At 66.9% G+C, this 26,223-nt stretch carries 24 protein-coding genes and 2 tRNA genes; 10 read left to right on the forward strand and 16 right to left on the reverse strand.

Annotated elements, in window-relative coordinates; genetic code table 11:
- Nucleotides 1-14: 14 nt before the first annotated feature.
- Nucleotides 15-440, forward strand: coding sequence for a SufE family protein (locus ASE02_RS08560; RefSeq protein ID WP_056733146.1), 426 nt, complete (start codon nucleotides 15-17; stop codon nucleotides 438-440).
- 5 nt (nucleotides 441-445) lie between these two features.
- Here ASE02_RS08560 and ASE02_RS08565 read toward each other — a convergent pair whose 3' ends face one another.
- The 4 genes from ASE02_RS08565 to ASE02_RS08580 all read right to left on the reverse strand — a co-directional run bounded on the left by ASE02_RS08565 (nucleotide 446) and on the right by ASE02_RS08580 (nucleotide 3,958).
- Nucleotides 446-937: a PAS domain-containing protein gene (locus ASE02_RS08565; RefSeq protein ID WP_056733148.1), complete on the reverse strand. Its 492-nt coding sequence runs from the start codon at nucleotides 935-937 to the stop codon at nucleotides 446-448.
- Nucleotides 938-1,148: 211 nt separating this feature from the next.
- A complete protein-coding gene (locus ASE02_RS08570; protein ID WP_056733150.1) occupies nucleotides 1,149-1,571 on the reverse strand; it encodes a MucR family transcriptional regulator in 423 nt (140 codons plus the stop codon).
- A 222-nt stretch (nucleotides 1,572-1,793) separates the two neighbouring features.
- Complete coding sequence (locus tag ASE02_RS08575) at nucleotides 1,794-3,017, reverse strand: DUF2336 domain-containing protein (RefSeq protein ID WP_056733152.1); 1,224 nt, start codon at nucleotides 3,015-3,017, stop codon at nucleotides 1,794-1,796.
- A gap of 56 nt (nucleotides 3,018-3,073) precedes the next feature.
- Nucleotides 3,074-3,958, reverse strand: a complete 885-nt coding sequence (locus tag ASE02_RS08580) for a crotonase/enoyl-CoA hydratase family protein (RefSeq protein ID WP_056733154.1) — start codon at nucleotides 3,956-3,958, stop codon at nucleotides 3,074-3,076.
- 140 nt (nucleotides 3,959-4,098) lie between these two features.
- Between ASE02_RS08580 and ASE02_RS08585 the strand changes: the two genes are divergently transcribed.
- On the forward strand, nucleotides 4,099-5,637 hold the full coding sequence (locus ASE02_RS08585; RefSeq protein ID WP_056733156.1) for an acyl-CoA synthetase: 1,539 nt from the start codon (nucleotides 4,099-4,101) through the stop codon (nucleotides 5,635-5,637).
- Here the strand turns inward: ASE02_RS08585 and ASE02_RS08590 are convergent.
- Both ASE02_RS08590 and ASE02_RS08595 read right to left on the reverse strand, forming a co-directional pair.
- Nucleotides 5,634-6,986: a HAMP domain-containing sensor histidine kinase gene (locus tag ASE02_RS08590; protein WP_056733158.1), complete on the reverse strand. Its 1,353-nt coding sequence runs from the start codon at nucleotides 6,984-6,986 to the stop codon at nucleotides 5,634-5,636. The two genes, ASE02_RS08585 and ASE02_RS08590, sit on opposite strands and share 4 nt — an antisense overlap.
- Nucleotides 6,986-7,660, reverse strand: coding sequence for a response regulator transcription factor (locus ASE02_RS08595; RefSeq protein WP_056733160.1), 675 nt, complete (start codon nucleotides 7,658-7,660; stop codon nucleotides 6,986-6,988). Before ASE02_RS08595 ends, ASE02_RS08590 begins: the two co-directional genes overlap by 1 nt.
- 140 nt (nucleotides 7,661-7,800) lie before the next feature.
- Here ASE02_RS08595 and ASE02_RS08600 point away from each other — a divergent pair, with 140 nt between their 5' ends.
- Together ASE02_RS08600 and ASE02_RS08605 are read left to right on the forward strand one after the other, a co-directional pair.
- Complete coding sequence (locus ASE02_RS08600; RefSeq protein ID WP_056733161.1) at nucleotides 7,801-8,703, forward strand: class I SAM-dependent methyltransferase; 903 nt, start codon at nucleotides 7,801-7,803, stop codon at nucleotides 8,701-8,703.
- A gap of 203 nt (nucleotides 8,704-8,906) precedes the next feature.
- Nucleotides 8,907-9,596, forward strand: a complete 690-nt coding sequence (locus ASE02_RS08605) for a class I SAM-dependent methyltransferase (protein ID WP_056733163.1) — start codon at nucleotides 8,907-8,909, stop codon at nucleotides 9,594-9,596.
- On the opposite strand, the gene ASE02_RS08610 is transcribed toward ASE02_RS08605, so the two are convergent.
- Nucleotides 9,593-11,152, reverse strand: coding sequence for an aminoacyl--tRNA ligase-related protein (locus ASE02_RS08610; protein ID WP_056733166.1), 1,560 nt, complete (start codon nucleotides 11,150-11,152; stop codon nucleotides 9,593-9,595). The genes ASE02_RS08605 and ASE02_RS08610 overlap by 4 nt on opposite strands.
- 103 nt (nucleotides 11,153-11,255) lie before the next feature.
- Between ASE02_RS08610 and ASE02_RS08615 the strand changes: the two genes are divergently transcribed.
- On the forward strand, nucleotides 11,256-11,705 hold the full coding sequence (locus tag ASE02_RS08615; protein ID WP_056733167.1) for a MaoC family dehydratase: 450 nt from the start codon (nucleotides 11,256-11,258) through the stop codon (nucleotides 11,703-11,705).
- Nucleotides 11,706-11,790: 85 nt separating this feature from the next.
- Here the strand turns inward: ASE02_RS08615 and ASE02_RS08620 are convergent, their stop codons facing one another.
- Together ASE02_RS08620 and ASE02_RS08625 are read right to left on the reverse strand one after the other, a co-directional pair.
- On the reverse strand, nucleotides 11,791-12,396 hold the full coding sequence (locus ASE02_RS08620) for a hypothetical protein (protein WP_056733171.1): 606 nt from the start codon (nucleotides 12,394-12,396) through the stop codon (nucleotides 11,791-11,793).
- A gap of 130 nt (nucleotides 12,397-12,526) precedes the next feature.
- Entirely contained in the window at nucleotides 12,527-13,354 is an 828-nt protein-coding gene (locus tag ASE02_RS08625) for a serine protease (protein ID WP_056733173.1), read from the reverse strand.
- A 196-nt stretch (nucleotides 13,355-13,550) separates the two neighbouring features.
- Between ASE02_RS08625 and ASE02_RS08630 the strand changes: the two genes are divergently transcribed.
- From ASE02_RS08630 to ASE02_RS22290, 3 genes are all read left to right on the forward strand, one after another.
- Nucleotides 13,551-15,635 (forward strand): S9 family peptidase, encoded by a 2,085-nt coding sequence (locus ASE02_RS08630; protein ID WP_056733175.1) that lies wholly within the window; start codon nucleotides 13,551-13,553, stop codon nucleotides 15,633-15,635.
- Nucleotides 15,632-16,177, forward strand: a complete 546-nt coding sequence (locus tag ASE02_RS08635; protein ID WP_056733177.1) for a GNAT family N-acetyltransferase — start codon at nucleotides 15,632-15,634, stop codon at nucleotides 16,175-16,177. The genes ASE02_RS08630 and ASE02_RS08635 overlap by 4 nt, the downstream gene beginning before the upstream one ends.
- Before the next feature lie 73 nt (nucleotides 16,178-16,250).
- On the forward strand, nucleotides 16,251-16,394 hold the full coding sequence (locus ASE02_RS22290; RefSeq protein WP_156405975.1) for a hypothetical protein: 144 nt from the start codon (nucleotides 16,251-16,253) through the stop codon (nucleotides 16,392-16,394).
- A gap of 113 nt (nucleotides 16,395-16,507) precedes the next feature.
- On the opposite strand, the gene ASE02_RS08640 is transcribed toward ASE02_RS22290, so the two are convergent.
- Nucleotides 16,508-16,581, reverse strand: a tRNA-Gln gene (locus ASE02_RS08640).
- A gap of 154 nt (nucleotides 16,582-16,735) precedes the next feature.
- Here ASE02_RS08640 and ASE02_RS08645 point away from each other — a divergent pair.
- A tRNA-Pro gene (locus ASE02_RS08645) sits at nucleotides 16,736-16,812 on the forward strand.
- Between the two features lie 168 nt (nucleotides 16,813-16,980).
- On the opposite strand, the gene ASE02_RS08650 is transcribed toward ASE02_RS08645, so the two are convergent.
- The 6 genes from ASE02_RS08650 to ASE02_RS08675 all read right to left on the reverse strand — a co-directional run bounded on the left by ASE02_RS08650 (nucleotide 16,981) and on the right by ASE02_RS08675 (nucleotide 25,391).
- Nucleotides 16,981-17,748 carry a L,D-transpeptidase gene (locus tag ASE02_RS08650; RefSeq protein WP_200957644.1) on the reverse strand — a complete coding sequence of 256 codons (768 nt, stop codon included), beginning with the start codon at nucleotides 17,746-17,748 and terminating at the stop codon, nucleotides 16,981-16,983.
- Nucleotides 17,749-17,834: 86 nt separating this feature from the next.
- On the reverse strand, nucleotides 17,835-18,134 hold the full coding sequence (locus ASE02_RS08655) for an alanine-zipper protein (RefSeq protein WP_200957645.1): 300 nt from the start codon (nucleotides 18,132-18,134) through the stop codon (nucleotides 17,835-17,837).
- Between the two features lie 172 nt (nucleotides 18,135-18,306).
- A complete protein-coding gene (locus ASE02_RS08660; RefSeq protein WP_056733180.1) occupies nucleotides 18,307-19,533 on the reverse strand; it encodes a dipeptidase in 1,227 nt (408 codons plus the stop codon).
- A 159-nt stretch (nucleotides 19,534-19,692) separates the two neighbouring features.
- Nucleotides 19,693-21,090, reverse strand: a complete 1,398-nt coding sequence (locus ASE02_RS08665) for an efflux transporter outer membrane subunit (protein WP_156405976.1) — start codon at nucleotides 21,088-21,090, stop codon at nucleotides 19,693-19,695.
- The gene (locus tag ASE02_RS08670) at nucleotides 21,087-24,308 is read right to left on the reverse strand and encodes an efflux RND transporter permease subunit (RefSeq protein ID WP_056733182.1); all 3,222 of its coding nucleotides are present in this window, start codon (nucleotides 24,306-24,308) and stop codon (nucleotides 21,087-21,089) included. Before ASE02_RS08670 ends, ASE02_RS08665 begins: the two co-directional genes overlap by 4 nt.
- Nucleotides 24,309-24,332: 24 nt before the next feature.
- Nucleotides 24,333-25,391, reverse strand: a complete 1,059-nt coding sequence (locus ASE02_RS08675) for an efflux RND transporter periplasmic adaptor subunit (RefSeq protein WP_235536646.1) — start codon at nucleotides 25,389-25,391, stop codon at nucleotides 24,333-24,335.
- A gap of 19 nt (nucleotides 25,392-25,410) precedes the next feature.
- Here ASE02_RS08675 and ASE02_RS08680 point away from each other — a divergent pair, with 19 nt between their 5' ends.
- Nucleotides 25,411-26,163: a TetR/AcrR family transcriptional regulator gene (locus tag ASE02_RS08680; RefSeq protein ID WP_235536647.1), complete on the forward strand. Its 753-nt coding sequence runs from the start codon at nucleotides 25,411-25,413 to the stop codon at nucleotides 26,161-26,163.
- Nucleotides 26,164-26,223 lie beyond the last annotated feature (60 nt).

The following is a 26,223-nucleotide window of genomic DNA, read 5'->3' on the forward strand; positions in this document are numbered from 1 at the left end:
AAGTCGCAATTGATATGACGACGATCACGCAAGACCTCGAAGAGCTGTCCCAAGAATTCGACCTGCTGGGCGATTGGGAGGAACGCTACCGCTACGTGATCGACCTGGGACGCGAGCTGGAGCCGCTGACCGACACCGAGCGCAACGACGCCAACAAGGTGCGCGGCTGCGCCAGCCAGGTCTGGCTGGTGACCGAACCGCAGGCCGATGGGACCGTGGTGTTTCGCGGCGATTCCGACGCCCACATCGTGCGCGGCCTGATCGCGGTGCTGTTCCGGCTGTTTTCGGGCAAGCCCGCGCAGGACATCCTGGCCTTCGACGCCAAGGCCGCCTTCGAGAAGCTGGGATTGAGCGGCCACCTGTCGGCCCAGAGGTCGAATGGCCTGGCCTCGATGGTTGGCCGGGTGCGGCGCGACGCCGAGGCGCTGACCGCGGCCTAAGGTTTCTAGGCGGCGCGTATGCCGCTGATGACCGAGTCGCCCTGGACGCCGACCACGGCGTCGTAACCCAGGATCATGTCGACATCCTTGCCGTTCGACGCCAACGGCAGGCGCAGCCACAGGATCGACAGGTGGGCGGCGCCGCGCCAGGCCAGGCTGTGCGCCCCGACCGCCGGGCGACGATCCTGAACCAGCTTCGTCAGTTCGTGCCGCCAGTAATCCGACGCGGCTGAGTTGTAGACCTCGCCCAAGGTCCGGCCGGTGATCTCGCGACCATAGACGCCGTAGAGGCCGGTGCCGGCCAGGCGCAGTCGGAACTCCATCGGGTCACGGCGCACGTCGATCAGGCTGACCGTCGGCAGCAGGCGTTTGAAGTCCTCCGGGCGGATATCGCTTCGCCCAGGCAGCTGGGCGCCATGCCGAAGCCGGGCCCAATAGGCGTACAATTCCTCGTGTGCGCGGGCGGCCGCCGCCGAAGCTCCGATCTGTGCGGCCATATTCAGATTCCTTAACAACCCCTTGGAATCACGACGAATCACTTATCGCCCGGAGGGTGATTCTGCGGCAAGTGGAAATCTTTCCGCGTAGTAAGAAATCAGGCCAAAAGTAGGCCGACCCGCCTCGGCGAGCGCATCGGCCGCACCCCCCAAAGCAAAACGCCCGCCGGTGAGGGCGGGCGTTTCAAAGTCGGTGGTTAGCCGGCCTGTCTTACTTGGTGCGCTTACGCGGCGCCTGACGGCCACCTTGACCAAGGCCCATCTGCTTGGCCAGATCCGAACGCGCCTTAGCATAGTTCGGTGCAACCATGGGGTAGTCCTTCGGGAGACCCCACTTCGCACGGTATTCTTCAGGGCTCATATTGTACTTGGTGCGCAGGTGGCGCTTGAGCGACTTGAATTTGCGGCCGTCTTCCAGGCAAACCAGATGATCAGGCGTGATCGAACGGCGCACAGGAACCGCCGGTTCCTTGGGCGCGGCTTCCTGAACATCGGAACCCGAGGAAATACCCGCCAACGCGCGGTGCACACTCTGGATCAGATTGGGGAGATCGGCCGCGGCGACCGAATTGTTTCCGACATACGCGGAAACAATATCCGCCGTCATCTCAATGACTTCCGATTTCTCGTCCATATTTCTCGGTTCCGTGAGTGCGGTTGCACCAAGTTGGGGGATGACTGATTCACGACATCAGTGATCGCGTTAATATCTGGAAGCCAACTCAAGCACAAGCATGGAACAGACTCTTGTTCTTCAACGAACACGTTCACCATTAAGTTTAGGGTGCTGCACCGCAACAAATTCTTGCACAAGGCGTGACTATTGCCGTGCGATGAAATGTCACAACGGCAGAGTTTAGCGGCCGAAGTCCTTGGACAAGGCCAGCATGGCGGCTCTTTGAGGCGCCGAGTATTCGTCCAGAGAGTCTTCGTCACCATCACGAATGGCGCGTAACAGCGCAGGCGTCAGCGCCGAGGTCAGCGACCAGTTCCAATATCGAAGCACCGTCTGGGCCCGGTCCACCGCGATCATGTCGTAGACCAGCATCGCCCGCTCCAGCGCAGGCGCCATGCCGCCTGCGCCGTCGCTCTCCGATCGCTTCAAGCCGCGCCAGAGCGCGCGGATCGCCGGCTTGGGCAGACCGGTCGCCTTGCAGAGCACGGCGATGGGCTCGCCGCCCGGATCGGTGAAAATCTTCGCCCCAGTCATGGGTTTCAGGCCCGAGAGATAGGAAATCTCCTCGGCGATCTCGCGGGTCAGACCATGCTGGGCGGCCGCCATGGCGTCCTCCAGGCTGTCGAAGGGGCTCTTGTCGATGGCCGCGCGATTGCGCTGGCGCCGCTCGATGAACTGCAGAGCCTTGCGTGAGAGCGCATCTTGCCAGTTCTCTTCAGCCGCCATGGCGAAGATGTCGCTGGCGGCCTCCTGCAAGACTTCCCGAGAGACCGCGAAACGCTGAAGGATGATCATCCGCGTCTCGGCGTCGGCCCACCAGAACAGCACATAGGCATGGGCCGGGCGCAGTTCAGGCCGCCGGAGCAGGGTGGCGGTCAGCCGGGCGTCGCCGCGCGTCAGGGCCACCACCGCCTCGACCCCGCCGGTGGAGAACCGCGCGTCGTCATTACGCAGCAGGCACTCCAGCACCAGGATTTCACCGAACTCGATCAAGACGTCGCAGACGACCTCGCTGACCCCTCGGCGCAAGGCGATCAGCCGCCGATGCTCCAGACCGGTCATCCGCGCGCAATCCAGCAGATCGGCGTCGGAGAGCACGACGGCGTTGATCAGCAGCTCTTCGGCGACGTCGGACTCATCGCGCAGCAGCAGACGCACCAGGCTGGCCGGGATTTCCACCAGGCCGGCCAGCCGGCGCGCCACCTTCTTGCGTTCGGCCGGCTCGGCCTCGCGCAGCATGTCGACCAGCAGGTCGGCGGTCATCGCGCGTTCGAAGGCGTTCACTCGCGACATCGGCAGACAGACGACGTCAGCGAGCCGCTTCAGCAGCACGCCCCGCGCGCGGGAGGCCTGCGCGGCCTCCGGCGTGGGTTCAAGATCGGACGGGAACGGCGGCAGATTCATGGTCGGTCCGGATCGAAGCCGACCACCATCGAATCACAATGCGCTTAACCATGCGTTCACTTGAACTCGGGCGCCTCCCAATGCGGCCAAATATCGGGCAAATCGGTCGAAACGCGGTTCGGGAACACCGGCGGACGCTTCTCCAGGAACGACATCACGCCCTCGCGCGCATCGCCCATGGCCCCGCGAGTCTGGATGCCGCGGCTGTCGGCGCGGTGGGCGTGCATCGGATGCGGCGCGCCGGCCATCCGCCAGATCAGTTGACGGGTCAGGGCGATCGAGACCGGCGCGGTGTTCTCGACGATCTCGCGAGCCAGGGCCTTGGCGGCCGGCAACAGCTCGTCGGGAGCGTGCAGCGAGCGCACCAGCCCGCGCTCCAGCGCTTCCTGGGCCGAGAACACCCGCCCGGTGTAGCACCACTCCAGCGCCGTCTGGACGCCGACCAGCCTGGGCAGGAACCAGGACGAGGCCGCCTCGGGGTTCAGGCCGCGCCGGGCGAACACCAGGCCGAACCGCGCCTCGGTCGAGGCCAGCCGGATATCCATCGGCAGCTGCATGGTGACCCCGACCCCGACGGCCGGCCCGTTCACCGCCGCGATCACCGGCTTCAGGCTCTCATAGATACGCAGCGACACCAGCCCGCCGCCATCGCGCTGCACGCCGTCCCGCTGACGCGCCGCCAGGGCGTCGCCGCCGCGCTTGTCGTAGTCGAAGGTCTCCCCGCCGGCCGAAAGGTCGGCCCCGGCGCAAAAGCCGCGCCCGGCCCCGGTCACGATCACCGCCTTCACCGCGTCGTCGGCGTCCGTGACGTCGAACACCGCGATCAGGTCCTTCATCATCTGGGTGTTGAAGGCGTTGAGCTTCTCGGGACGATTAAGGGTGATCGTCGCCACCCCGTCCTCAAGGTCGTAAGCCAAGGTCTCGAAGCTGTGGTTCGCCATCTGATCCTCCCGTGGTTTTGTTCATTCCGCCCCGCTTGACGGACGGTCCGTCAAGCGCCGCATATTCGTCTGAACAACGATAACTCAGGGAGGACGGTCGAGACGCGAGACAAGCGCCCGACCGCCGCAAGGAAGAGTTCATGCATCCGGTTACCCACGCGCAGACCCATCCCGACCGCCCCGCCTACATCATGGCGGGCTCCGGCGAGACGGTGACCTACAAGCAGCTCGACGAGCGCTCGAACCAGGGCGCGCAGCTGTTCCGGTCGATGGGGCTGAAGAGCGGCGACGTGATCGCGATCCTGATGGACAACCATCCACGCTTCTTCGAGATCGCCTGGGCCGCCCAGCGCGCAGGCCTCTACTACGCCTGCATCTCCTCGAAACTGACCTCGGGCGAGATCGAGTACATCATGACCGACTGCGAGGCGAAGGTGCTGATCACCTCGGCCGGCGTCGGCCCGGTGATCGACGAGATGCCCGCCCTGCTGCCGGGGGTGAAGCTGTTCATGGTCGGCGAGGCCCGCGCGCCCTACGAGAGCTTCGAAGCGGCGCGCGACAAGATGCCGGTGACGCCGATCGCCGATGAGACCTCCGGCGCCGACATGCTCTACTCATCGGGCACGACTGGCCGCCCCAAAGGCATCAAGCCGCCGCTGAGCGGGGCCCCAATCGACGCCCCGGTGGCGCTAGCGATGATGGCCCAGGGGCTGTTCGGGTTCCAGAACGACAGCGTCTACATCTCGCCCGCCCCGCTTTATCACGCCGCGCCGCTGCGCTGGTGCATGAGCGTCCACCGCCTCGGCGGCACGGTCGTGGTGATGGAGAAATTCGACCCGGAAGAGACGCTGGCGCTCATCCAGAAGTACAAGGTCGATGTCGGCCAGTTCGTGCCGACCCACTTCGTGCGGATGCTGAAACTGCCGCCCGAGGTCCGCGCCAAGTACGACGTCTCCTCGATGCGTTCGGCCGTCCACGCCGCCGCCCCCTGCCCCATCCCCGTCAAGGAACAGATGATGGAATGGTGGGGCCCGGTGATCCACGAGTACTACGCCGGCAGCGAGGGCAACGGCTTCTGCTACATCGGCCCGCACGACTGGCTGACCCACAAGGGTTCGGTGGGCAAGGCGACCACCGCTGAGCTGCATATCGTGGACGAGGACGGCGAAGAGGTCGCTCCGCGCACCGAGGGCACCATCTACTTCGGCGGCGGCACCCCGCTAAGCTATCACAACGCCCCGGAGAAGATCGCCGAGAACACCAACAAGCACGGCTGGACGACGCTGGGCGACGTGGGCTGGGTGGACGAGGAGGGCTTCCTCTACCTCACCGACCGCAAGAGCTTCATGATCATCTCCGGCGGGGTGAACATCTATCCGCAGGAGCTTGAGAACCTGCTGATCACCCACCCGAAGGTGGCCGACGCCGCCGTGGTCGGCGCCCCGCACGAGGAGATGGGCGAACAGGTGGTGGCGGTGATCCAGCCGATGGACTGGGCCGCGGCCAATGATGAGCTGAAGGCCGAACTCGCCGCCTTCTGCCGCGCCAATCTCAGCCACGTAAAATCGCCCCGCAGGATCGACTTCATGCAGGAACTGCCCCGCCACCCGACCGGCAAGCTCTACAAGCGCCTGATCCGCGACGCCTATTGGGGCAAGGAAGGCTCGAAGATCGTCTAGCCGAGCTGCAGGCGGAACGTCGCCCCGCCGCCCGGCGTCTCCTCGACGGAGACGCCGCCGCCGTGGGCGATGGCGGTCTCCTTGACGATGGTCAGACCAAGCCCCGCGCCTGGGTGCAGTTCGTCGCGACGCCAGAACGGATCGAAGATGCTCTCGCGATCAGCAAGGGCGACGCCGGCGCCGTGGTCGACGACCAGGATCTGGCCGGGCGAACGGACGATCACGTCCACCGTTCCGCCCAGCGGCTCGGCGCGGACGGCGTTCTGCACGAGATTGAGCAAGGCGCTCTCCAGCACCTGGCGGCCGCCACGTACAGGCAGCTGCCCCACCTCCGGCGTCAGGGCCAGGTCGCGGCCGCCGGCGATGGCCAAGGGCGTGCAGTCGGCCACCACGTCGCGGGCCAGGGCGACCAGGTCGACGGTCTCCTCCAACCGCACGTCCCGGCGCTCCAGCCGCGCCACCAGCAGCAACTGGTCGACCAGGGTCCGCATCCGCTCCACATCGCGGCGCATGCCGTCCGCCTGCCCGGCGTCCTGCTGGCTGTCGATCCGGGCCGCCATGATCGCCAACGGCGTGCGCATCTCGTGCGCCGCCTCGGCGGCGAACCGCTGTTGGCGGCTGAAACCTTCGTCCAACCGATCCAACGCGACGTTGATGGACCGCACCAGCGGCAAAAGCTCCGAGGGCACGCCGGCCCCGTCGGGCAGCCGCAGGTCGCGGGACCGCAGATCGATCTTCGCCGCCGACCTCGACGCTTCGTTGAGCGGTCGCAGCGCGCGGTGAATGACGAAGGGCACGATCAGGACCGAACCCAGCAGCACGACACCCATCACCCGGATCAGATAGCCGAACATATATTGGCTGAGGGCCGGCACATCGGCCGTCTGGAGGGGGTTATCTGTGCTGATCACCACCACCTCGCCCCACTTGGTCTCCACGGCCGAGCCCGCCGCCGTTGAGCCGGCCAGCGGCCCCTCGGTGAAGGCGAAGGTCACATTCATGAACCGCGGCAGGCCAAGGTGGCGCAAGGCGGCGGTCAACTCCGGCGACGATCCGGGGAGAACCTCCCGTCCCTGCATCGCCGCGACGCGGACGCTCGGCCGCTCGCTGCGGAACGCCTTCAGCTCAGGAGTCTCTCCGATGGTCAGCTGGCCATCCGACCCCACCACCAGGGCCTCGCCGACCAGGTCGGCGATGTGCATCTGCGCGAAGGCGTACTCGTCGCCGACCTGACGCCAGAAGAACAGCGAGGCGGCCATCCCCAGGACCGAGACGATCGACTGGAAGATCACGAACCAGACGACCAGCCGCGCCGCCAGCGACCTCGCCACCGACCTCGTCAGCACCATCAGGCCTGCCTCATCAGATAGCCGACATTGCGGACCGGATGGATCACCACCCCGGCCTCCAGCTCGGTCAGGCGCTTGCGCAGCCGCGAGACGTGGCTGTCCAGCGCCTTGGGCTGCACCTCGTCGTCCATGCCGTAGACTGCGTCGATCAGGGCGTCGCGCTGCACCACCCGGCCGGCCCGGCGGATCAGCGCCTCCAGCACCAGCAGTTCGCGGCGCTTGAACGCCAGCGGCTGGCCGTCGATCCAGGCCTCGCGGCTGCCGGGATCGAACCGTAGCCGCCCGCACATCTGGGCGGCGGCAGGCTCGGCGCCCGGGCGCCGCAGCGCAGCGCGAATCCGCGCCATCAGCTCGTCATTGAAAAACGGCTTGGTCAGATAGTCGTCGGCCCCGGCGTCCAGGCCGTGCACCTTGTCGTCCAACTGGTCGAGCGCGGTCAGCAAGATCACCGGCGTCCCTGGCTGCCGGGCGCGAACCACCGCCAGCAACGACAGGCCGTCGCCATCGGGCAGGCGGCGGTCGAGCAGGACCAGGCCGTAGCGCGCGACCTCCAGCGACAGACGCGCCTCCTCGCAGGACCCGGCCCGGTCCACCAGGAACCCCCCCTTGGCGATGTTCCCTGCGACCAGCTTGGCCATCTCCGGCTCATCCTCGATCAGAAGAATCCGCGTCATTCCGTTCCCTGCGCCGTCACGTCCGAGCGCCATCGTCGCCTGCTCAGGTTGCACGTAGGTCTCCGGCGCCCTGCCGCAACCTTGAGCGCCTATCGCTCCGCCCGGCTCGTTCGATCCTCGTCGAGGCCCTGGAGGTTCCCATGATTTGGTCTTTGGCGACGGCGGCGATCGCCGTCCTGGCGCTCGCGGCGGTGCTGATCCTCCTGGCTCCGGTCTGGTTGCGGCGCAAGAAACGCACTCACAGCCAGCGCGGCAAGCTCTGGGAGTTGCTCTACGGCCTCGACTGGGGGGCGGTCAGCACCAACAATTACGGCTTCGCGCCGGCCGAGGGCGACACGCCCGAGCGGCACCAGTTGCAGATGTACGCCGAGCACCTGAAGGCGCTGCGGGCCAGCGGCCGGCTGAAGGGCCACACCCGGCTGCTCGAGGTGAGCTGCGGGCGCGGCGGCGGCCTGGCCCATCTGGTCGCCCGCTGGCCCGGAACCGTCGAAGCCACCGGCCTCGACCTGTCGGAAAACGCCCTGCGCGCTTGCCGAGAGGCGCATGGACACTTCGACAACCTCAGCTTCGTCCCCGGCTCGGCCCTGGCCCTGCCGTTCCCCGACGCCTCGTTCGACGTGGTGTTGAACGTCGAGGCCTCGAACGACTATGGCGACTTCGCCGGGTTCTTCGCCGAGGTCGAGCGGGTTCTGCGGCCGGGCGGCGCCTTCCTCTACTGTGACAGCCGCCGCGCCGGCGAGGCCTCCGGCGTGGGCAGGATGATGGTGGGGGCAGGACTGGCGGGCGAATTCCGCGACATCACCGAGAACGTGCTGACCGCCTGCCGCCAGGACAGCCCCCGGCGCCTGCGGCTGATCGAGAGCCGCGTGCCGTGGATCTATCGCCTGATGTTCGGCCGCGAGCTGCGCAGCTACGCCGCCGTCGAGGGCAGCAAGAAGTTCGAGGCCTTCGTCAGCCGCCGCCGGCGTTACGTGATGACCTGCGCGATCAAGGCCGAGATCGCTCAAATCCAGCCAGCCCTGGCCTATGCCGAGTCCGCGTAACATCGGTCTGGCGCGGTGGCGCAGAACCGCCTAAGCTCGAGCGTGATGCACGTCCAGCCCAGCCAAGTTCAGAACGTATCCGTCCCCGCCCTGGGGACCTGACGGACGAACTCGGCCCTGACTCGGCCGCTCTCTCGCCGGTTCCCTTCCCTCGCGGATGGACCGGCCAAAACTCTCCATCCGCCTACCTGATGGAGATACACGTGACCCAACCCGACTGGTGGTACGACGACCTCAAGCAGGTCGGCCTCGATTTCGAGGACGAAACCGAGGTCTCGACCTATGACGCCCGCCAAGGCGGATCGAGCGAGGAAGACGCCGCCCTGCTCCACCGGCTGGGCGTGACGCCCAGGACCGCCATGGCCGACATCGGCTGCGGCACCGGGCTGCTGGCCTGCACGGCGGCGGCGATGGCCGGGTCGGTTCGCGCGATCGACGTGTCGGGCGCCATGCTGCGCGCCGCCCAGGCGCGGGCGAAGTCGCTCGGCCTGGCCAACATCACCTTCGAGCGTGACGGCTTCCTGACCTTCGCCGGATCAGGCGACCTGGACCTGATCGTCACCAAGGCGGCGCTGCATCACCTGCCCGACTTCTGGAAGGCCGTGGCCCTGACCCGGATGCGCGATGCGCTGAAGCCGGGCGGGCGGCTCTACATCCGCGACGTGGCCTTCAATTGCAGTCCCGACGCCCTGCCGCTGACGGCCGAGCGCTGGATCGAGGACCTGGTCCGCCAGAGCGGCTACAGCCGCGCCGACGGCGCCTGCCACGTGCGGGAAGAGCACTCGACCTTCGGCTGGATCCTCGAACGGATGATCAGCGAGGCGGGCTTCACGCTGCTGGAGCGCACCCACGACGGCGTCTACGCCACCTACCTCGCCGAGGCGCCCGGCTAGTAGGAGCGCCCGATCAGGATTTCCTCGACACCGGGCTCACCGGTGAAGACGCAGGGTCCAAAGCTCGACGGCTGGTTCATCGGCGCATTGCGCAGAGTGAGCTTGAAGGCCTTGAGGCGCTGCTCGACAGCGTCCAAGGCCTCGCCGGTCGGGCGCGACCAGGAGGCGCGGACCCAGCCCTTGAAGGCCGAGGCCTCTTCTTCTTCGTCCGACACCTTGCCGAAGTACTCGGCCACCTGATCGAAGGTGGTGAGGTCGGCGCGAATGTTGGCGTCAAGACGCGCCTTGGCTTCCTCGAACAGAGTCTGCTGGATCGCAGCCAGCAGGCCCGGCGCGGCGTCGACGAACTCGTCACGCGACATCGCCTGCGACTGCACCTTGTCACCATCGCGCAGATTGTCGCGGCGCATGAAGGTCACCTGGCCGGAGGCCGCGTCGCGCGGGCCCAGCTCGACGATGATCGGCGCGCCGCGGCGCACCCAGTTCCAGCGCTTGTCGCTCGACTTCTGGTCCTTGGTGTCCAGCAGGGCGCGGATCGGTTCGCCCAGCGCGACCTTCTCATGCAGCGCCTTCACCAGGCCCTCGGCGAAGGCCAGGACCTCGGCGTCTTCGGGCTTGCCGCGCAGCATCGGCACCACGACGATCTGGCGCGGGGCGATGGCGGGCGGCAGGCGCAGACCGTCGTCGTCGCCGTGGGTCATGATCACGCCGCCGATCAGGCGGGTCGAAACACCCCAGCTCGAGGTGTGGCAGAATTCCAGTTCGCCGCTGTCGCTCTGATAGCGGATGTTCTGGGCGTGGGAGAAGCTGGTGCCCAGATAGTGCGAGGTGCCGGCCTGCAGCGCCTTGCCGTCCTGCATCATCGCTTCGATGGAATAGGTGGCTTCCGCGCCGGGGAAGCGTTCGTTCTCGGGCTTCTCACCGGCGACCACCGGCATGGCCAGGACGGTTTCGGAGAACTCCCGGTACATCTCCAGGGACAGCAGGGTGGAGGCCAGGGCGTCCTCGCGGCTGGCGTGGGCCGTGTGGCCCTCCTGCCAGAGGAACTCCGACGTGCGCAAGAACATACGCGTGCGCATTTCCCAACGGACCACGTTGGCCCATTGGTTGATCTTCAGCGGCAGGTCGCGATAGCTCTTGATCCAGCGCGAGAAGGCGTCGCCGATGATCGTCTCCGAGGTCGGGCGGACGATCAGGGGCTCTTCCAGCTTGGCGTCGGGATCGGGCTGCAGCTTGCCGTCGATATTCTTGAGCCGGTGGTGGGTGACCACCGCCATTTCCTTGGCGAAGCCCTCGACGTGCTCGGCCTCCTTGGCGAAGAAGCTCAGCGGGATGAACAGCGGGAAGTAGGCGTTATCGACGCCCATCTCCTTGATGCGGCGATCCATGGTGTGCTGGATGCGCTCCCAGACCCCATAGCCCCACGGTTTGATGATCATCGACCCGCGCACGGGGCTGACCTCGGCCATGTCCGCCTCGCGGACGATGGCTTGATACCAGTCGGGGAAGGTCGACTTGTTGCCGGTCATCCGGCTGACGCTGAGAGCTCGTTGCATAGGGCGCTCTTTAAAGTCCCTTTCGGCGACGTCAAAGAGTTGCTCAAGGCTCGGCAACTGCTAGACCTCGAACACCTGTTTCAATTCGATTTGGGAGAAGACGATGAACCCGGTGGAGTTCAAGGACCTGCCTGGCCTGGTGGGCCAAGAAGTCGGCGTGTCGGATTGGGTGGAAATCACCCAAGAACGCGTCAATCAATTCGCCGAAGCCACCGGCGACCATCAATGGATCCACGTGGACGTCGAGCGCGCCACCAAGGAAATCGGCGGGCCGATCGCTCACGGCTACCTGACCCTGTCGCTGATCCCGTTCCTGGGCGCCGGCATGCTGCCGATCTCGGGCGTGACCCGCGGCATCAACTACGGTTCCGACAAGGTGCGCTTCATCAACATGGTTCGCGTCGGCAAGCGCGTGCGCATGCGCCAGAAGCTGATCGGCGCCGAGGCCAAGGCCGGCGGCATGCAGCTGAAGAACGAGTGCACCATCGAGATCGAAGGCGAGACCAAGCCCGCCTGCATCGCCGAGACCATTTCGGTCGTCTACGGCGCCTAAGAGCCGCGCCCTGCGCGGAGCGATCCGCCATCTGGACCTCGCGGGATTTCCCGCGAGGTCCAGGGGTTCTTGAAGCCGCGAACGGCTACTGCCGGAACTGATTGACCGTGATCTCGACCACCGTGTTGGGTCGATAGCTGGACCAATCACGCGCCAGCCCCTGGTCCTGAACGGACACGTGGAAGCTACGCAGATCGCCCTTGGCGTCGCGCACGATCCACTGGAACTGGCTTTCCTGCACCCATTCCCCGCTCGCTAGCGGCTTGCGAAACTTGGTCAGCAGCCCGCGTTTCTTCGCGCCGGGCATGTCGCGGCCATCGGGGCCCAGCTCAACATCGAAGCCGTGCGCGTCGAGCGACAGGATCACCGGCGTCGAGCCCCCTGGCCGAATGCTCTCATGTCCATCCTCGGAGCTGTAGTCGACCTTGCCGCCCAGCTTGCCGAGGTAGAAGCCGTGAACCTCCTCGGGCGTCACCGCGACGACGTAGGCGCGCTTCACGCCCGACACGAAGGCGATCGGATCGTTCTCGTTCATCAGCACCTCGCCGCCCTCGGCGACCGGCTCCTCGCCGGTGAGGGCCAAGCCCGGGAACAGCGGGACGGCGGCGGCGGTCCGAGGTTGTGGAACAGGCGCGGCGACACACGAGGTCGCGGCCACGCAGGCGGCGAGAGTGATCAGGGCAAAACGCATCAGAAATCAATGTCCGGGAGACGCTCGGCGGCGGCCAAGCTGGAGCGCGCGATAACACCTCCAGCAGCCGCCCCGATCAAACACGCCCGTCGTGTTCAGGCCGCGCTTCGTCGCAAACCCGGCCCGAAAGCTAGTCCCGGGACACCGCTTCTTCCGCTGAGGCGGCCCTGGCGCCCGTCACCACCTCATTGCGGGCCTGGGTGATCGGCGCCTGCGGATCGTCCATCAGGGCCAGGGTCTCGCGGATGAACTTGGCGTGGGTGACGATGCCGATCTCCAGGCGTTCGCTGTTCAACTCGACCTGCTGGGTCAGCAGGCCGGCGATGAACTGAACCTCGTGGGCCTCGGTCGCCCCGACCCGCCGCCGCGCCGCCTGGGACATGAACACCGGCCCGCCGGAATTGCCTGGGAACACCGTGAAATCCAGCAGGAAGGTCGGGAAGACCTGGGCCGGCGCCACCGGGAACGAGGCCACACGGCCCGCCCGCAGGATCGGAAAGCCGGCCTGGTTGGCGGCCAATCCGCGCGGGAAACCCAGCGCCATCATCTCGTCGCCCGCCCCGACCTGATTGGTCTGGAAGGTGTCGTCCTGCGCCAGCCAGCTGAGCGGAATGGCCGCCTTGGCGAACTCGTCGGGCGCCTTGATCGAGATGGCGGCGACGTCGCGCGAGGGATGCTGCGTCCACAGCTTGCCGCCGGCGGCGTCACGGATGCGCACGGTCTGGGGCGAATAGCTCCAGCTGCCATCCGGGTTGGCGATGCGATAGCCGATGCGCGCCTCGGCGCCCGGCATCTTGGACAGCACATGGTTGGCGGTGACCAGGACGGTGCGAGGCGTGCCGTCCGGCGCGGTCTCGGCGATCAGAAACCCCGTGCCGACGGTCCGCGTGCCGTCGCCCAACGGTTGCTCAAGCTGAACCGTCGCATGGATCAACTCCACCGCAAGGTCCCAAGCCATTGACGCCCCTAACTACTGAATTCGTATGTATCCGACACTTGCAGTAGGTGGTTAAGAACATGGCTAAGGCAACGCGCCTTGATGTCGCCATGACATGCGTTCCTTCGCCGCGTGTCTTCGCAGTGACAGTGCGGCGCCAGGACGGAATTCGCGTCGAACCTTGAGCCTGAGCCCGGGCCATCGCATGTAACGGTCCATGACCGCTCCCACGCCCCCCGTCGCCCGCCGCGATCCCAAAGTCATCGAACAACTCGGGCGCACGCGCACCGACGACTACGCCTGGATGAAGGACGACAACTGGCGAGAGGTCCTGCGCGACCCCAAGGTCCTGCGCGCCGATATCCGCGAGCACCTGGACGCCGAGAACGCCTACACCAAGGCGCTGCTGGCCGGGACCGAGGCCCTGCAGGCCCAGCTGTTCGCCGAGATGAAAGGCCGCATCAAGGAGGACGACTCCTCGGTCCCTGCGCCCGACGGCGCCTGGGACTATTATGTGCGCTACGAGATCGGCGCCGAGCACCCCATCCACGGCCGCCGGCCGCGCGGGCGCGGCGACGGCGAGGTGGTGCTGCTGGACGAGGTGGCCCTGGCCAAGGACAAGGCCTTCTTCCAGGTCGGCGCGGCTCATCACAGCCCCGACCACCGGCTCTACGCCTGGGCCGCCGACGAGCAGGGTTCGGAGTACTACACCATCCGGGTCAAGGACCTGGCGACCGGCGAGACCCTCGAACACGCCGTCGACAGCGCCTATGGCGACTTCACCTTCTCACCCGACAGCCAATGGCTGTTCTGGATCTGGCGCGACGAGAACGCCCGCCCGTCCAAGGTCTTCCGCCGCCCGGCGCGCGGCGGCGATGACGTGCTGGTCTATGAGGAAGCCGACGAGGGCATGTTCCTCGGGATCGGCACGACCTCCGACGACAGCCATATCGTCGTCCATGTCGGCAATCAGGAGACCACCGAGATCTGGCTGATCCCAGCCGCCGAGCCGACCCGACCGCCGTTCGTCGCCGAACCCCGGCAGATCGGCGTAAAATACGACCTCGACCACTGGACCGACCGCTGGGTGATCCGCACCAACGCCGACGAGGCCGTGGACTTCAAGCTGACGACCTCCGACGCCGAGATCCCGGCCCGCTCGACCTGGACCGATTTCGTCGCCCACCAGCCGGGCCGCTTCATCACCGGCTTCGCGGCCTTCGCCGGCCATCTGGTCCGAGCCGAACGGGTCAACGCCAACGACCGCATCGTAGTCATGCCTCGCGACGGCGAGGAGCACGAGATCGCCTTCGACGAGGAGGCCTACGCCCTCTCGCTGGAGGGCGGGTTCGAGTACGACACCGCCCTCACCCGCTTCGTCTATCAGTCCCCGACCACGCCCCGGCAGTGGTTCGACTACGACATGACGAGCCGCGAGCGGACCCTGCGCAAGACCCAGGAAATCCCCTCCGGCCACGATCCGGCCCGCTATGTCGCGCGCCGCCTCTACGCCGCGGCCAAGGACGGCGCGCAGGTGCCGATCACCGTCCTGATGCTGAAGGACACGCCGCTGGACAGCTCGGCGCCGCTGCTGCTCTACGGCTACGGCTCCTACGGCCACGCCATGGAGCCCAGCTTCTCGATCCGCAATCTCAGCCTGGTGGACCGGGGATGGATCTGGGCGGTGGCCCATATCCGCGGCGGCTCCGACAAGGGCTGGGGCTGGTTCCTCGACGGCCGCAAGGACAAGAAGACCAATACCTTCACCGACTTCATCGCCTGCGCCGAGCACCTGTCGGGCGAGGGCTACGGCAAGGCCGGCCGCATGGTGGCCTATGGCGGCTCGGCCGGCGGGATGCTGATGGGCGCTGTGGTCAATCTGCGGCCAGACCTCTGGTCCGGGATCATCGCGGCCGTGCCCTTCGTCGACGTGCTGAACACCATGAGCGACACCTCCCTGCCGCTCACCCCGCCCGAGTGGCCCGAATGGGGCAACCCCATCGAGGACCCGGAGGCCTACGACCGCATCGCCAGCTACAGCCCCTATGACCAGGTCGCCGCCCAGGCCTATCCGCCGGTGCTGGCCACCGGCGGCCTGTCGGACCCCCGCGTCACCTATTGGGAGCCCGAAAAATGGGTAGCCAAGCTGCGCCAATATTCGACAGGCGACGCTCCCATCCTGCTCAAGATCAACATGGAGGCCGGCCACGGCGGCGCCTCGGGGCGGTTCGACTTCCTCAAGGAGATCGCCCTCGACTACGCTTTCGCGATCTGGGCGAACGAACGGGGCTGGGAGAAATGATCGTCAGACCATCGACGCCGCAGGACGTCGGCGCCCTCGCCGCCATCTACGGCCACCATGTCCTGCACGGCTTCGGCACCTTCGAGGAAGTTCCACCCTCGGCCGAGGACATGGCCGCCCGCCGCCTGGCCATCATTGAGCGCGGCCTGCCCCATCTGGTGGCCGAGGAGGCGGGCCAGGTGCTGGGCTTCGCCTATGCCGGCCCGTTCCGGCCGCGCGCGGCCTATCGCTACACCGTCGAGGACAGCGTCTATATCGCCCCTGACGCCCTCGGCCGCGGGGTCGGCAAGGCGGTGCTCACAGGCGTGCTGGACGCCTGCGAAGCCTTTGGCGTCCGCCAGGTGGTGGCGGTGATCGGCGACAGCCAGAACGCCGGCTCTATCGGCCTGCACACGTCGCTGGGCTTTAAGCCCGCTGGGGTTGGCGAGGGCTTCGGCTGGAAGCACGGCCGCTGGGTCGACATCGTCTGGATGCAGAAGGCCCTGAACGGCGGCGCATCGACCGCACCGGACGCGGCGGGCCTGACGCTGGGCGGGGCCTAGCCCCGCCGAGGCGCGGCGCGGAACCCTGACTGCGCCGCCCCGTTGATCTGAGATCAACGACGAGATCCAGGTCATGCCCAAAGCCATCCATGAGAGCCCGCCTCGCTTGGCCGGCAAAAGCCCGGAATACGCCTTCGTCCTCGTGGCCCTGCTGGTGACCTTCGGCCTCTTCCTCGGCTTCGCGATCCCGATGATCATCAGCGTCCTGACGGAATAGGTCGTCACGCGCGGCGATAGGCTGGGCGAGAACTCCGACAGTGGCGGCTAGAATGGCGTCGTGAAGTCCGCTGAGGACTGGGCCGGAGGTCCGGCTGATCTCTTAGGAGGAAGTGGCTGGGGAACTAGGACTCGAACCTAGAATGACGGTACCAAAAACCGCAGTGTTACCATTACACCATTCCCCAGCAGGAACGGCTCGCGGGATAGTCGCCCCGCGGCGAGGGCGTGGAGATAGCCCAACAGTTCGCCGGATGCAACGCCCCGAAAAAGGTTCTTTTTGGCGCACGCGGAGATGCTTGCGGCGCAGACGAGCCTCCCCTATAAGGCGCCCTCCAAAGTCGGAGTGTGGCTCAGTCTGGTAGAGCACCGCGTTCGGGACGCGGGGGTCGCAGGTTCGAATCCTGCCACTCCGACCAATTTTCCCCTGCTGTCGCGGGGTGATTTCCCGCCCAGAGACCCGTGAAGTCCGCCAATCAGGCTGGATAACAGGGCCTGCGCACAAGCATCCAAAATCATCTAGCGGCGTCGAAAATGATTGCTCGCGCCCGGGGCGTTAGCGCGGCGCGATCGCAGGCCGCGCCGCGCTAATGAGCATCCAAACTTCCGGGAAGTCCGTTGGCGGCCAGGCCGGTTGCGGCCGATGGCTCCGGGGCGGCGCTTGCCGCGACGAGGCCCGTAGTGTGGGTCGCCTGCGACCGGAAACTGGGGAAAACCTGGTCCAGCGCTCTGGTTTCCGGCAGGACGTAGACGATCCCGTTCGTGCCGGTGAAGGCTGGGAGCACAAGCTCCTGATAGAAGGCGGCCGGGACGTTGATGCAGCCAAAGGTGATGCGGTTATCGTCCGGGGTCGGCGTCTGCAGGCGCTGAAGGCGGCGCTCCTTAGCGTTGCTGGTGACCACCGGGTGCAGCGAGACCGCGGTCTCATAGTCCACCCAAAGAGCATCGCCGCCGTGCGCGCTGGGGCCGAACCCGGCCAGGAAGCGGCCGGCCGGGGTGGTGCGCTCCTCCGGGCGGATCTTGGAGAGTTCGCGATCGCCGATCCCGGGTACGGAATCATCGCCGCGGGCCAAGCCGATCAGGGCCGGGGCCGCGCCCCTCAATTGGCCGCTCGGGCCAAAGACGAACACCTCGGCGGCGGCCTTGTCGATAATGACGAACGGCAGGCCGTTGTTGTCGCGAGAGGCGATAACCCAGTCCGCGACCTGCACCACCGCCTCCGACGCGAGCGTCGCGCCGTCGTCAACCTGATCCGTCGCCTGCGCGCCGGCGACCGAGGGCAAGAGCACCCCGGCCGACAGCACGCCTAGGCAAAGCGCCCAAGCCGTCACGACCGCTCTCGGAGCATCGCGCATAAACCTTGCTCCCGAACCCAGCGCCCAACACTAAGCTGGCGCTGATAGCGAACGCCTATCGGCCTGGAACGTCCCAACTACGCCGATCAGTTTCTCGGCATCTTCGCTGGGCGTTGCTCGAGGCGATCGACCCTCGGGGTCAGCTGGTCAAGACGCTCGTTGGCGTTTCGGGCGTCGGCCGCGGCGGCCTGGGCGGCGCTCGAGGCGGCGTCGGCGCGCTGGATCGCGTCCTGCGCCTTGGCGTCGACCGTGCCGATGCGGCTGTTCACACCAGCGATCTGCTCGTCCACATACTTCTGCGTCGCGCAGGCGCTGAGACTCAATGCACCCACCACCAAAACAGCGACGAGCCGTACGCTCGCCGCGGGATTTGTCAGTCGGACCATATTCGTACCTCCTCTTCTCGTTGGGCTTGAATACTCATCCAATCCACCGGGTTGGTTGAGCTTGAATGCTCACGCAATCCGACCGGTTCCATGCCAGGCGAATCTCGGACTCGCCGCCTCTTGTGTGCTGACGTCTTCGAACGGCCGCGCAGGACGCTCTCGCTGCTCCAGACTAAGGCTTCGCCGCCGCCTCTGCGGTCTTCAGCACCCTCAGGAAGTTGCCGCCCCAGATCTGGGCGACCTCCGTTTCGCTATAGCCGCGAGCCACCAGTTCGCGTGTGACGGCCGGGGCTTGGCTCTCGTCCTTGAACCCCTCGATGCCCGCGCCGTGATTGAAATCGGTGCCGATCCCGACGTGCTCCACTCCGATCCGCCGGGCGATGTAGTCGATGTGATCGACATAGGTCTTCACGTTCGCCTGGGGCGACAGGGCCTTGTAGGCGACGAAGAATGCGTCGCGCTGGGGCTGGCCCAGGTCGTCCCCGCCCTGGTAGCCGCTCTTGGTCGGATCCAGCCCGTAGCGGGTCCGCAACGCCGCGAGCCGAGCCGGATAGTCGGGCGCCTGCGGCAAGAGATAGCTGTTGAACGGCGTCACCTGCACCACCCCGCCCTTGGCCTTGATGGCGTCCAGCTCGGCGTCGGACAGATTGCGCGTGTGGTCGGCCAGGGTGCGGGCGGCCGAGTGCGTCGCCACCACCGGCGCGCGCGACAGTTCCAGCACCTGGAACACGCCCTTGGGGGTGAGTTGGGAGATGTCGATCAGGACGCCCAGATCGTTCAGCCGCGCCACCGCGGCCTTCCCCAGCGGCGACAGGCCGCCGTGTTCCTCGCCCGCCCCGGCCTGGGGCCGCGACGAATCGGCGAAGGCGTTATTCCCCGCGTGGGTCAGGCCCGCGACCCGCACACCCTGCCTCTGCAACCGGTCAAAGCCGGCGACGTCCTCGCCCAGCGAGTAGGCGTTCAGGAAGCCGATCAGGATGGCCACCTTCCCCTGCCCCACGATCTGGCGGACTTCGTCAGCCGACAGCGCGATGGCGATGTCGCTGGGATGATCGGCGGCGATCTTGCGGATGGCGGCCAGCTTGGCGTCGGCCTCGGCGCGGGCCGCGGCGTAGCCCTCCGGCGTCCTCGGACCAGTCGACACCGCGACGGCGTAGACCAGCGCGTCGACGCCGCCCGCCCGCAGCTTCGACAGCTCCGAGAACGACTTTCCATCGGCGGCGAAGCTGCGCGGATTGGCGCCCGGCAGCAGCACGTCGACATGGCTGTCGAGGGTCAGCACCCGTTGATGAATGGCGTCCGCGGCGCTCTGGGCTGCGGCCGGGCCGGCCATGACCACGGCGAGGGCCGCGCCTGCGGCCAGCAGGGTTCGACGCGCGGGGCGCGTGGATTGAGTCATCGTGGTCTCCCGTGACGGACGCGGCGCTGAGCGCAGCCGCTTACATTCCTAGCTTGTCGATAGGAGTTAGCGTCACAATGGAGAATTTCTGCCGCAGCTAGGAGCGATAGCCGGGGCGTAGCGGCGGGCTCCCCGGAAGGGAGCCCGCCGTTTCGTCGTCTAGCCTTGGGTCCAGCCGCCGCCCAGCGCCTTGAAGAGGGCGATCTGGTTGGTGGTGACCTGGGCGTCGGATTGGGCGAGCTGGGCCTCCAGCTGCGCCAGGTTCTTTTCAGCGACCAGCAGGGTCAGGAGGCTGTCGACGCCGGCCTCGTTGCGCAGGCGCGCGAGGCGGACGGCCTTGGCCCCCTCGTCCCGGGCGCGGCGCAGGGCCGTGCGGCGGTCGAGTTCGCGGGCGTACTGGGTGAGCGCGGTCTCGGTCTCCTGCAGGGCCGTGAGGTTGGCCTTATCGAAGTTGGCGAGCGCCGCCTCAGCGCTGGCGCCGGCCTGACGGATGCGCGCCCGGCTGGCGGCGATGTTCGGGAAGTTCCAGCTGATCAGCGGCCCGACATTGAACTGATAGTCGTCGCCGAGATCGCCGCTGTTGGCCGCCGCAGTCGAGATCGATCCGCCGATGCTCACCGAAGGATAGAGCGAGGCCGTGGCCACGCCGATCCGCGCAGTGGCGGCGGCCAGTTCACGCTCGGCCTGACGCACGTCCGGGCGGCGAGCCAGCATGGACGCGCCGTCGCCGACCGGCAGGGCCGCGGCCACTTGCGGCACGGCCTTGCAGGCCAGCACCGCGCTGGGAGCTTCCGCCGGCGGCTTGCCGGTCAAGAGCGCCAGGCGGAACAGGGCCGACGAGCGCTGCGCTTCCAGCGGCGGCAAGGTCGCCCGCGTGGTTTCGAGCTGGGTCGCCGCGCTGGAGGTGTCCAGCGCCGTGCCCCGGCCCGCATCGAGTTGCCGCACGGTGACGTCGTGGGTCTGCTGCTGCAGCTCCAAGGTCTGCTTGGCCACCGAGATCTGGGCGTTGGCGGCGCAGATGTCGGCGAAGGCGCGCGCCGTCTCGGCGGCGACCGAGACGCGCACCACGTCCAGCGCGGCCTGGGCCGCGGCGGCGTCGGCGCGGTTGGCCTCCAGGTTACGACGAACGCGGCCGAACAGGTCGACCTCGTAGGACATGTCGAAGCCGGCCGAATAGTTGTCGGCGTCCGCGAACTGGCCGTTCACGGGATTCTGGCTGCGGACCCGCTGGCCGGCCGCCGAGGCGGTGGTCGACGGCAGCAGGCCGGCGCGGCTCTCGCTCAGCACCGCGCGGACGCGGGAGAGGTTGGCCGCGGCGACGGCGATGTCCTTGTTGGCGACCAGCGCCTCCTGGACCAGACCGTCGAGGGTCGGGTCCTGGAACAGCCGCCACCAGTCGCCCGGAGGCGCTTCAGCAGTGGCGATCGTGGGCTCGGCGCTGACGAAAGGCCCCTGCGACGAGGCGATCGGCCCCGGCGCCTGGTAGCTGGGCCCCACCGCGCAGGCGCTGAGCGCCGACGCGGTCAGGAGGGCGGTGATAAGCGAACGGCGGATCACTTGGCGCCTCCTTCGTACTCGATCGGATGGTGCGGCGTGCCGCCACCAGTGGTGGGATAGTCCTTCTCCTTACGCTTCGGCTGCGGAAGCTTAGCGGCCAGGGCGCGGCAGAGGACGTAGAAGACCGGCGTGAAGATCAGGCCGAAGAACGTCACCCCGATCATCCCGAAGAACACCGCGGTCCCCAAGGCCTGACGCATTTCCGCGCCGGGCCCGGTGGCGATCGCCAGCGGCAACACCCCCAGGATGAAGGCGAAGGAGGTCATCAAGATCGGCCGCAGACGGGTGCGAGCCGCCCGGATGGCCGCCTCGAAGCGGTCGACCCCGTCGTTCTCCTCCGACTGCTTGGCGAACTCCACGATCAGGATGGCGTTCTTGGCCGCCAGAGCCACCAGCACGATCAGGCCGATCTGGGTCAGGATGTTGTTGTCCTGGCCTCGTAAATTGACCCCCACCATGGCCGCCAGAATACACATCGGCACGATCAGGATGACCGCCAGCGGCAAGGTGAAGGCCTCGTACTGGGCGGCCAGCACCAGGAACACGAACACGACGGCCAGGGCGAAGACCAGGACAGCGGAGCTGCCAGCCGCCTTCTCCTGGTAGGCGAGTTCGGTCCACTCGTAGCTGAAGCCCTGCGGAAGGTTCTTCGCCGCGAGTTGCTCCATGGTCGCCAGCGCATCACCCGACGCAACGCCGGGAGGCGCCCCGCCCTGGACTTCGGCGGCCGGGAACATGTTGTAGCGAACAACACGGATCGGACCGGTTTCGTCCTTGATGGTCGCCAGCGAGCCCAAGGGCACCATGCCGCCGGCGGCGGAACGGACCTTGATCGCGGCGATGTCGGCCGGATCGTCCCGGGCTTCGGCCTCGGCCTGGGCGGTCACGCGGAACGTGCGGCCGAGCAGGTTAAAGTCGTTCACATAGGTCGAGCCGAGATAGGTGCCGAGCGCGGCGTAGATGTCGCCGGGCTGCACGCCCATCAACAGCGCCTTGTCGCGATCGATCTCGGCGCTCAGACGCGGCGAACCGGTGTTGAACTGCGAGAACACCCCGACGGTGGTTTCCGGCGACTGGGCGGCGGCGCCGACCAGGCCGTTGGCGGCCTGTTCCAGCGCATGATAGCCGGCGCCCGAACGGTCCTGGACCATCATCTTGAAGCCGCCAGCGTTGCCCATGCCTTCAACAGGCGGAGGCGCCAGGAAGAAGATATTGGCTTCCTGGATGCCGCCCAACCGGCCCATGACCTGACCGGCCATGGCCTCGGCCGTCTGGTCCTTGCCGCGCTTGGACCAGTCGTCGAGCTTCACGAAGAACACGCCGCCGTTCGAACTGGACGAGAAGCTCGCCCCGTCGAGACCGGCGAAGGCCGCGACGTTCTGGACGCCGGGGGTGTCCATGAGGATGGCGCTGGCCTTGCGGACCACCGCGTCCGTCCGTTCGAGCGAGGCGCCCGGCGGAAGTTGGACGACCCCGATCAGGAAGCCTTGGTCCTGTTGCGGGATGAACCCAGCCGGGGTGGCGGTCAGCCGCCATCCGGTCATCAGGATCAGACCGGCATAGAGCACCAGCATGATCATCCCGGCCCGCACGAGACGTGCGGTCAGGGCGCCGTACTTGTCGCTCAGCCAGTCGAAGCCGGAGTTGAACTTGTGACCGACGTACTTGATGGGCCTCATCCAGCGCGGGCCGGAGTTGGCGTCGTGCTCGACATGCGGCTTGAGCAGGATCGAGGCGAGCGCTGGCGACAGGGTCAGCGACACGATCAGGGAGATCACCGAGGCCGCCGAAATCGTCACGGCGAACTGGCGGAAGAACATGCCGGGGATGCCGGGCATGAAGGCGGTCGGCACGAACACGGCCAGCAGCACCAGGCCGATGGCGATCAGGGCGCCCGACACCTCGTCCATGGTTCGATAGGACGCCTCCCGTGGAGTCATCCCTAGCTTGATGTTTCGCTCGACCGCCTCGACGACGACGATGGCGTCATCGACGACGATGCCGACGGCGAGAACCAGGGCGAACAGCGACAGCGAGTTGAGCGAATAGCCGAGCGCCAGTTGGATCGCGAAGGTGCCGACCAGCGCCACTGGGATGGCGATGATCGGAATGATCGCCGCGCGCCAGGTTTGCAGGAAGACCATGATGACGATGACCACCAGGATCACCGCTTCGAACAGCGTGCTCTGAACCGACGCCACCGACGCCTGCACGAACTCGGTCGGGTTGTAGGGGATCATGTAGCTGACGCCCTGGGGCATCGTCGGCTTCAGTTCCTCGACCGCCTTCATGACCTCGGCGGCCGTAGCCAGCGCGTTCGATCCCGGCTGCTGGACGATCGCCAGACCGATACCGCGATCGCCGCTGAAGTAGCCGCGCATCCCGTAGTCCTGCGCGCCGAGTTCGACACGCGCGACGTCACGAACGCGGGTCACGCGGCCGTCGGCGTCAGTGCGGATAACGATATTCCCGAACTCTTCGGGATCGGCCAGACGACCCTGGACCTGGACCGGCAGCTGGTAGGCCGCGCCGGTGTCGGACGGAGCCTGGCCAAGCGCGCCGCCGGCGGCCTGGACGTTCTGGGCCCGAAGCGCGGCGACGATTTCGCCGGAGGTCAGGTTACGGGCTGCGGCCTTGCCGGGGTCGATCCAGACCCGCATCGAATAGAAGCCGCCGCCGAACACCTGCACGCCGCCGACCCCGTCGATCCGCAGCAAGCGGTCGCGCAGCGTCGAGTTGGCGTAGTTGCCGATATAGTCGAGATCGGCGTTCGGGTCCTTGGAAGTCAGGGCCACGATGAGCAGGAAGCCGGAAAGCTGCTTGTTCACGGTCACGCCGGTCTGGCGCACCTGTTCGGGCAGGCGTGGTTCGGCCAGGGCGACCCGGTTCTGAACCAGAACCTGAGCCGCATCGAGGTCAGTGCCCGGTTTGAAGGTGACCGAGATCGTCGCCATGCCGTCGGCGGTCGACGACGAGGTCATGTAGAGCATGTCCTCGACGCCGTTGATCTCCTGCTCGATGGGCGCAGCGACCGTCTCGGCCAGTGTCTCGGCCGAGGCGCCCGGATAGACGGCGGTGACCGCGATGGTCGGTGGCGCGATGTCCGGGTACTGCGCGAGCGGCAGCAACGGCAGGGCGAAAGCCCCGATCAGGGTGATGAACACCGCGATGACGCCCGCGAAAATCGGGCGATCGATGAAGAAGTGCGAAAAGCGCATGAGGTCCTGTCCCGTTGCCTGGCGCTACTGAGCGCCGGCGGGGGTGGCGCTGGAGGCCACGGGAATGGTGACAGTCGTCGTGCGTTCAGCCGCGCCCTTGGGCGTGATCTTGACCAGGGTGGCCTTGACCTTCTGACCCGGCATCATCATCCGGGCCGCGCCGTTGACGATGATCTTGTCGTCAGGCCGCACGCCGGTGCGGATGACCCGCAGGCCCTGGCTGAGCGGACCCAGCGTCACAGGCTTCATGGTCACCGAGCCGTCGGCCGCGACCACGTTCACCGCCTTGCGGGCGCCGTCGGCGACGATCGCGTCTTCGGGCACCAGCATGGCGTCATAGGCTTGGCCGCCCTCGACCTTGGCCTTGCCGAACATCCCGGGCTTCAGGAAGCCGTTCGGGTTGGCGACCACGGCGCGCATGCGCACCGCGCCGGAGGCGTTGTCGAGGCTGTTGTCGGTGAAGTCGATCTGGCCGGTCCAACGATAGTCGGCCTCGTCCTGCAGACGGATCTGGACCTTGCCGCCCTTCCCGGTCTGACGCTGGTTCTTCAGAAGCTGAGCTTCCGACGCGTCGAACACGAAGTGGATCGGGGTGGTCGAGACGATGGTGGTCAGGACGTCGGCGCCGGAGCCGCCGCCGGAGATCACATTGCCCGGGTCGACGCGGCGGTCGGAGACGACGCCGGAAACCGGCGCGGTCACGCGGGTGAATTCGAGATCGAGCGCACGCGCCCGCACGGTCGCCTGCGCCACCTCGTTGGCGGCGCGCTTGCTGTCGTATTCCTCGCGGCTGATCGCCTGGGCCTTCAACAGGCTCTCGGCGCGGACCAGGTCGCTGGCGGCGAGCTGGGCCTGGGCGCGGGCGGCGGACAGCTGCGCCTGGGCCGGGCGCGGATCCAGCTGGAACAGCAGTTGCCCCTTCTGGACGAACTGGCCCTCGCGGAAGTTGGCGCTTTGCAGATAGCCGCCAGCGCGAGCCCGCACATCGACGCGCTCAGGCGCCTCGAAGCGGCCGGTGAAGTCGTCCCAATCGACGACGGATTGCCGCAGGGGTGTCGCCACCGACACCTGCGGCGCCGGCATTTGAGGTGGCCCTTCGGCCTTGCTGCATCCAGCCAAAACCAATGCAGCAGCAGCCGTTGCGATCAACGGCGCGAAAAACGATCGCATGAATTATCCCACCAGGCGCGGGGAGGCGCCCAAGTCAACGGTTGATGACTTTTACAGCCACACCTCCTACATAAGTCAACAAGCGATGACAACAAGGGTGCGAAACAAAGAAATGACCGATCTACCGGCCCCTGGCCGCACGCGGAACGCAGCCGCGACACGGCAGGCCATCCTAGACGCGGCGCATCACCGCTTTGCGAAGGAAGGCTACGACGGGGCGAGTCTCCGCGAGATCGCCGCCGCCGCCAAAGTCGACGCTGCTCTCGTGTCTCGGTATTTCGGATCGAAGGAAGAGCTGTTCGTCGAGGTGTTGAATTGCGCGCCCGACTCCTCGGATCTGTTCGAGGGCGAGCTGGGTGATTTCGGTACACGGGTCGCCGCCAAGATACTCGATGATCGCGACGTCGATCAGGGGGTCGAGTACCTGCTCATCATGCTGCGTTCGGCCTCGTCGCCGGCCGCAGCCGAACCGCTGCGGCGCTCGATGCGCACCCATTTCCATGACCCGTTCGCCGCCTACTTGGGCGGCCCTCACGCCGATGTGCGCGCGCGTCTGGCCGGAGACCTGATCATGGGCGTCTGCATGTCCCAGGCGATCAGCGCCGACCACGACCTGGACGAAGAAGGTCAGGCCAACCTGCGTAAACGCCTGGCGCTCGTATTGCAGGCGGCGGTCGAGCCTTAGAGCGTATCGACATTCAGGATTCTCACGGCGCGAGATGTCTGATTCATAGGGCTCCGTTCG

Source organism: Phenylobacterium sp. Root700 (assembly GCF_001429025.1).
Classification (GTDB): Bacteria; Pseudomonadota; Alphaproteobacteria; order Caulobacterales; family Caulobacteraceae; genus Phenylobacterium.